The 6841-nt window shown below is 26.5% G+C and carries 6 protein-coding genes; 5 read left to right on the forward strand and 1 reads right to left on the reverse strand.

Annotated features, from left to right (window positions below):
* The first annotated feature begins 72 nt into the window (after positions 1-72).
* The 5 genes from B5E92_RS06930 to B5E92_RS06950 all read left to right on the forward strand — a co-directional run bounded on the left by B5E92_RS06930 (position 73) and on the right by B5E92_RS06950 (position 5214).
* Positions 73-732, forward strand: a complete 660-nt coding sequence (locus B5E92_RS06930; RefSeq protein WP_087300547.1) for a GDSL-type esterase/lipase family protein — start codon at positions 73-75, stop codon at positions 730-732.
* A 5-nt stretch (positions 733-737) separates the two neighbouring features.
* A complete protein-coding gene (locus tag B5E92_RS06935) occupies positions 738-1403 on the forward strand; it encodes a response regulator transcription factor (RefSeq protein ID WP_087300549.1) in 666 nt (221 codons plus the stop codon).
* Positions 1400-2407 carry a HAMP domain-containing sensor histidine kinase gene (locus B5E92_RS06940; protein WP_087300551.1) on the forward strand — a complete coding sequence of 336 codons (1008 nt, stop codon included), beginning with the start codon at positions 1400-1402 and terminating at the stop codon, positions 2405-2407. Before B5E92_RS06935 ends, B5E92_RS06940 begins: the two co-directional genes overlap by 4 nt.
* 73 nt (positions 2408-2480) lie before the next feature.
* A complete protein-coding gene (locus B5E92_RS06945) occupies positions 2481-3248 on the forward strand; it encodes an ABC transporter ATP-binding protein (protein ID WP_087300553.1) in 768 nt (255 codons plus the stop codon).
* Positions 3235-5214 (forward strand): ABC transporter permease, encoded by a 1980-nt coding sequence (locus B5E92_RS06950; RefSeq protein ID WP_087300555.1) that lies wholly within the window; start codon positions 3235-3237, stop codon positions 5212-5214. Before B5E92_RS06945 ends, B5E92_RS06950 begins: the two co-directional genes overlap by 14 nt.
* A 16-nt stretch (positions 5215-5230) precedes the next feature.
* On the opposite strand, the gene B5E92_RS06955 is transcribed toward B5E92_RS06950, so the two are convergent.
* A complete protein-coding gene (locus B5E92_RS06955) occupies positions 5231-6712 on the reverse strand; it encodes a hypothetical protein (protein WP_087300557.1) in 1482 nt (493 codons plus the stop codon).
* Positions 6713-6841 lie beyond the last annotated feature (129 nt).

Genomic DNA, 6841 nt, shown 5'->3' on the forward strand with positions numbered 1-6841 from the left:
ATTTGCTATAGCCCTTTATCATTATTTTATCTTTTTTATCATTGTGTTAAAATAATATTCGAGGTGATAAAGATGAAAGAAGGTATGAAGTTTTTAACAAACCATTATCAATTAAGAGAGGTTACTTTAACTAGAATGTTACAGCTAGTTAATCAAAATAAAACAGCAAAATTAAATGGAACTGTATTTTTTGGTGATTCAATAACTGAACTTTGTGATTTACAAAAATATTATCCCGAAATTGAAAATAAATATAATACAGGAATTGCGGGTATTACATCAAAAATGCTTTTAAATTTTATTGATGAAGGAGTAGTTAAATATCAGCCTAAACAAGTAGTGATCATGATAGGAACTAATGATTTAGGGGATACTGTAATGGAAAGTCCTCGTGATATTGCTTTAAATGTCAAAGAAATGGTAGAAATCATTCATTATAACTGTTTGGATGCTAAAATTTATTTAGTAGCTCCAATTCCTTGTATTGAAAAAGCTCATGGTTATAAAGCGATAAAAAAAGGAATTAGAAGTAATGATGTATTAAAAATGATTTTTAAAGAATATAAAAATGTTATTCCTTATGGATATGTAACTTTTATAAATCCATATTCTGCATTATGCAATAAAAAAGGGGAACCAATTGCAGAATACTATGAAGATGGCTTACATATAAATGAAAAAGGCTATCAGGCCTATACTAAAGTAATTAAAGAAGTATTATTGAATGGGTAATGATTATGGCTAAGATTTTGATTGTTGAAGATGAAATAAAATTAAGACAAGAATTAGAAGTCTTTTTAAATAATAACGGCTATCAAACTGAAGTAGTCAGTGACTTTAGCGATACCTTAGATCAAATGCTCCATTTTAATGGGGACCTTATTTTATTAGATATTAATTTACCTAATAGCAGTGGTCAATTTTTATGTAAAGAATATCGTAAAAGCGCTAGTACGCCAATAATAATTGTAACTAGCCGTAATAATGAAATGGATGAATTAATGTGTATTAATTATGGTGCTGATGATTTTGTTACTAAGCCTTATAATCCTTTAATTTTACTTGCACGAATTGAAGCAGTATTAAAACGAGTTCATCCCCAAAAAGAAATGTTAATAAATTATCGCAATATTCAACTAGATGTTTTTAAAAGCTGTATTATCAAAGATAAACAGATAATTGATTTATCAAAAAATGAACTCAAAATATTTTATTATTTATTAAGTCATCAAGGTGTAATTATTTCACGTGATGAATTAATGTCTTATTTATGGGATAGCGATATGTTTGTTGATGATAATACATTAACAGTTAATATTAATCGTTTAAGAAAGAAGTTAGAAGATATTGGATTAAAAGACGTGATTATAACTAAACGGAAACAGGGGTATCTAATTCTATGAGATTTAGTGATTATTTAAAAGATCAACTTATAAGCATTATTGTTATGATGGCGATAGTTTTTTTAAGTGGGATAATTTTATGGGTATTTAATTTAAATACGTTTTTAATATTTTATATTCCCTCACTATTTTTACTCGGTTATGTAATCGTGTTTATTTATAACTATTGGCGTCGTCGTAATTATTATAATAATTTTATTGAGCTTCTTGATAGTCTGGATCAAAAATATTTAATTACTGAATTATTAAAACAGCCTAATTTTTTAGATGGTAAAGTAATGGTATCATCAATTTATGAAATTGATAAATCAATGAAAGAACATATTAATGAAATTCGTTTTCAACAAGTTGAATTAAAAGAATATATCGAAATGTGGTGTCATGAAGTTAAAACGCCACTTGCAACAGCGATGATGGTTGTAGAAAATAATGGAAGTGATGTTAATAATAGTATTAAAGAGGAACTGGTTAAGATTGAAAATTATTTAGAGCAGGTTTTATTTTATGCTCGCAGTGAAAATGTTGAAAAAGATTATTTGATTAAAGAAGTAGATTTAAATGAAATCGTTAATACTGTTATTAAACGAAATAAAAAAGATTTAATTAGTCGAAAAATTAAGATTGAACTAGATAATTTATCTATTAAAGTACATAGTGATAAAAAATGGCTTGAATTTATTTTGCATCAGATTATCAACAACGCTATTAAATATGTTGATAAAGATCCAGTGATAAAGATAACTGCTAACCAGTATCAAGATCACATTGAATTATTGATTTTAGATAATGGGATTGGGATTGATGAAAATGAAATTGAGCGTGTTTTTGATAAAGGTTTTACCGGTACCAATGGAAGAAATCATCATAAAAGTACTGGAATTGGGCTGTATTTGTGTAAGAAACTATGTAAAAGATTGAATCATGAAATTAAAATTGCATCAAAAGATGGTCAAACAATTGTAACAATTATTTTTCCATGTAATTCTTATCTAACCTTACAATAATGTAAGGTTATGTTATTTTATTCGATGGTTAAAAATAACGGAAATCTTATAATAATAAGTGAGGTGAAGATAGATGGAAAAGATATTAAGAATTGAAAATATTGAAAAGTATTATGGTAATAAAACAAATATTACTAAGGCTGTTGACAATATTAGTTTTAATGTTGATGATGGTGAATTTGTAGTTATAATGGGGGCTAGTGGAAGTGGTAAAAGTACTTTATTAAACTGCATTTCAACGATTGATCGAGTTACTAGTGGACATATTTATTTAAAAGGACAAGATATTACTAAGTTAAAAGGACGTCAGTTGACTAAATTTAGAAGAGATTCTTTAGGATTTATTTTTCAGGATTTTAATTTATTGGATACGCTGACAGCTTTTGAAAATATTGCGCTAGCTTTAACAATCAAAAAGACTAATTATAAATTGATAGATGATAAAGTAAGTAAGATTGCTAGTGCACTTGGAATCAAAGAAATTTTAAACAAATATCCCTATGAATTATCAGGAGGACAAAAACAGCGTGTTGCCTGTGCCAGAGCTATTGTTACTAATCCAGATTTAATTTTAGCAGATGAGCCAACTGGTGCTTTAGATAGTAAATCAGCAAGATTATTATTAGAAAGTTTAAATACTTTAAATCAAAAGCTGAATGCCACAATTTTAATGGTTACTCATGATTGCTTCACTGCTAGTTATGGTGACCGGGTCATCTTTATTAAAGATGGTAAGATTTTTAGTGAGATTGTAAAAGGAAATCATTCTCGAAAAGAATTTTTTAATATGATCATGGATGTTCAAACAGTATTAGGTGGTGAGCTAAATGAACTTATTTAATATTGCTTTTCGTAACATTAAAAAAAGTATTAGAGATTATTCAATTTACTTTATTACTTTAGTAATAGCAATTGCTATTTTCTACTTATTTAATTCAATTGATAGTCAAACAGCAATGCTAAAGCTAAATGAATCTACTAAAGAGATTGTTCAGACTTTAATAAATCTTTTAAGCTATGTTTCAGTTTTTGTGGCGATAGTATTAGGATTTTTAATTGTTTATGCTAATAATTTTATTATCAAACGACGCAAAAAAGAAATCGGTGTTTATCTAACTTTAGGAATGTCTAATTTTCGCGTTTCGATGATTTTAGTTTTAGAAACAATGATGGTTGGAATTATTTCTTTAGTTGTAGGAACAATTTTAGGGATCGGCTTATCACAGTTAGTATCAGTCTTTACCGCTAAGTTATTTGAAGCAGATATGACTAGCTTTGCGTTTGTTTTTTCAGCTGATGCTTTAGTTAAAACGATCATTAATTTTGGTGTTATTTATTTTATTGTAATGATCTTTAATGTTATTAGCTTAAATCGTTTTAAATTAATAGATTTATTATATGCTAAAAGTAAAAATGAAAAAATTAAGATTAAAAACAGCTGGTTAATTTTCTTTTTGTTTATTATATCACTTGTTTTAATTGGTTATGCTTATAGCTTATTATATGATAATGCCCTATTAAACGGTGGTCAGGATTTTATCGTGATGCTTATTAGCGGTGCTTTGGGAACATTTTTATTCTTTTTATCAGTTTCAGGATTTTTATTAAAAGTTGTTTCTTTAAGTAAAAGATTATATTATCGCGGTTTGAATATTTTTATTTTAAAACAGGTGAATAATAAAATTAATACTCATGTAGTATCAACTACTGTAATTTCTTTGATGTTATTACTGACAATTGGTATTTTATCATCATCATTATCGTTAGCTAATGCTATGAATGCCTCATTTAGAAATAATACACCTTATGATTATAGTGCTATTGGTTTTGAAAATAACGAAGTGTTAAATTTAAGACAAGAAGCAGCTTACAAAGATATTACTAGTGAAGATTATCTCTTTAATTATGTGTATTTTGATGATCTTTCAATGGGTGATTTTATTTATGAAGGCAATGAATTATATGATGAAATGGATTTGTTATTTCAAACGAAAATGCCAGCGATCAAAGAAAGTGATTATAATAAATTAATGGAAATGGCTAATAATGAAAAACAAAAAGTTGATTTGGCTGATAATCGTTATATTTTAGTAGCTACCATGCCAATGTCTTTAGATTATTATAATGAATTTTTAAGTAATGATGGTATTATTGAAATCGGAACAACTTCTTTAACATGTCAGGAAAATCATGCGATTGAAACTTCGATAACTAATAGTAATGGTAATGAAGGATTTATTGTTATTAGTGATGATTTCGCAAATAAATATGGCCAAGTCGATCCTAATAGTAATCTAGTAGGAAATTATTCTGGTAATAAAGAAGCTAGTGAAGATAAATTTATGGAACTATTACAAAAATACAACGACCCTGAAACCCGGATTATTGCTGATACTAAAATTGAGTTAAGTGCAACTGGTGTTGGAACAAGTGCGATGTTTACGTTTTTAGGTTTATATTTAGGAATTGTTTTTGCTATTGCTAGTGGAACCGTTTTAGCAATCGAACAATTATCAGAAGCTTCTGATAATAAAGAACGTTATCGAATCATTAATCAATTAGGTGCTAGCAAGAAAATGGCTAATCGTAGTTTATTAGTACAAATAGGAATTATGTTTATTTTCCCGCTTACAGTTGCTTTGGTTCATAGTTTTGTAGCTTTAAATGAGATTAATTATCTAATTAGTTCAATTGTTAATATTAATATTGCTGATAATATTATCATTACTACATTGTTTATTGTGATAGCTTATGGTGGTTACTATTTAGCTACTTACTTAGCTAGTAATCGTATTATTAATGAATAAAACCCCGTATGGGGTTTTAATTTATAATTGTTTTATTTAATGTAAAAATAATGTCTTTATCTTGATATTCTTTGATTTGATTAGTGGGTCTTAAATTAGGATGATCTTCTAAAATACCATCAAAAACAATTTTATTTAAATAGGGTAAAATTGCTAAATTACATACTTTTGGTAATACTTTATCAGGATATATTTCTTTTAGATGACTAACAAGACCATAAATAGCATAGACATCACTGTTATTACTAACGATTGAATAGTCATCATTATTTTTTAAAATCAAAAATTCATCAATAAAACCTTCTTTAAAGTTTTCAATGATTTTTTTAGCTTCATTATTTAAATGATCAGGATCTTCATTTAAATAACGATCAATTATTTCTGGATTATTAAATAATAATGTTCGAACATAACTAAAATCAATCGGATCAACTTCATCAAGTTCATGAAATGAAATAGTTGTAATGTTAAATTGTTGATTAGTATACTCTAATAAATTTAAATACAATTGATAAAAAGTCGTACTTTCTTCTTTAGTAAAACTAGAAGCTTGATGGATTAAATGATAATATTCATTAGGACTTAAACCATATAAACCAGCACTGTGAATATATGGTAATGCTTTAGGTATTAAGGTAATTAAATAATTAAGGTTTTCATTTGTATCTTGTTGTAATTGTTTGATGGTTTTAATCAGTTTGTTTTCATCTTCACAGGTTTGGCAGGTTTGAATAATTAGATTACGAATCATTTCTTTTAGTAAATAACTATTAATTGATTCGATTTCACGATATAAACAATTAATACAATTATGCTCAATATCCAATCCATAACGAGCAATCAATTGAATCTGATGTTTATTATAAGTAAAATCAACTTCGCTAACAATTTTTTGATTATTAACTATTTTATCGATATACACTTGATAAGGTTCATAAGCCAATAATAAACCATCATCACCTTGATAAATAAAATAGTGCCAGATTAAATAACGATTAGTATCGATATGCTTTTTTAAAGTATCATGACTAATAGAAGAATCATATTTAAGATAAAAAGCAATTAAATCATCAACATTAATAACACCGCGAATTGCAAGAATCCCGATTAATAATTCGTTAATTTGATCTATTCTTTTTATTTTAGATATATCCGCTAAATTTATGGCTTTAAAAACAATTTCTTTTAAATCATCAGGTATTGTGATGTAGTTTTTATTATTAATATCTTTGATCAAAAGACATTTGTTGATTAAGGAATTGATAATTGGTAGATCTTGATAGTTATGATTAGTTGGATAGTGTTTTAAAAAATTGATTTCAGTTTCGCTTAAGACATTTAAAACATGATGATAATCTTGATTATAATAAGATACAATTTCTTTACAAATTTGTTTTGAAGTAATTAAATGAGATAATTTAGGATTATCAACTATTTTTAAATAACGCCAATAGAGATGGTTACATTGATTAGAAATAATTAAATCAACTAGTTTCATTTGAATCACTCCTCGTATAATATGTACGTAATCATTTAATGATTTTTATTAAATTCATTATTGATTGTACATTCTAATTTTAAGATAATAGTTTTGTTTTGGATGAAGGTTTTATTCTCACTCCCTGTG

The sequence above is a fragment of the Erysipelatoclostridium sp. An15 genome (assembly GCF_002160675.1).
In the GTDB taxonomy this organism is placed as follows: Bacteria; Bacillota_I; Bacilli_A; order Erysipelotrichales; family Coprobacillaceae; genus Thomasclavelia; species Thomasclavelia merdavium.

What these genes read in the sequence shown, in the direction of transcription:
- B5E92_RS06950 (WP_087300555.1), top strand. Translation starts at nt 3,235, where the DNA reads ATGAACTTATTTAATATTGCTTTTCGTAACATTAAAAAAAGTATTAGA.
- B5E92_RS06945 (WP_087300553.1), top strand. Translation starts at nt 2,481, where the DNA reads ATGGAAAAGATATTAAGAATTGAAAATATTGAAAAGTATTATGGTAAT.
- B5E92_RS06940 (WP_087300551.1), top strand. Translation starts at nt 1,400, where the DNA reads ATGAGATTTAGTGATTATTTAAAAGATCAACTTATAAGCATTATTGTT.
- B5E92_RS06935 (WP_087300549.1), top strand. Translation starts at nt 738, where the DNA reads ATGGCTAAGATTTTGATTGTTGAAGATGAAATAAAATTAAGACAAGAA.
- B5E92_RS06955 (WP_087300557.1), bottom strand. Translation starts at nt 6,712, where the DNA reads ATGAAACTAGTTGATTTAATTATTTCTAATCAATGTAACCATCTCTAT.
- B5E92_RS06930 (WP_087300547.1), top strand. Translation starts at nt 73, where the DNA reads ATGAAAGAAGGTATGAAGTTTTTAACAAACCATTATCAATTAAGAGAG.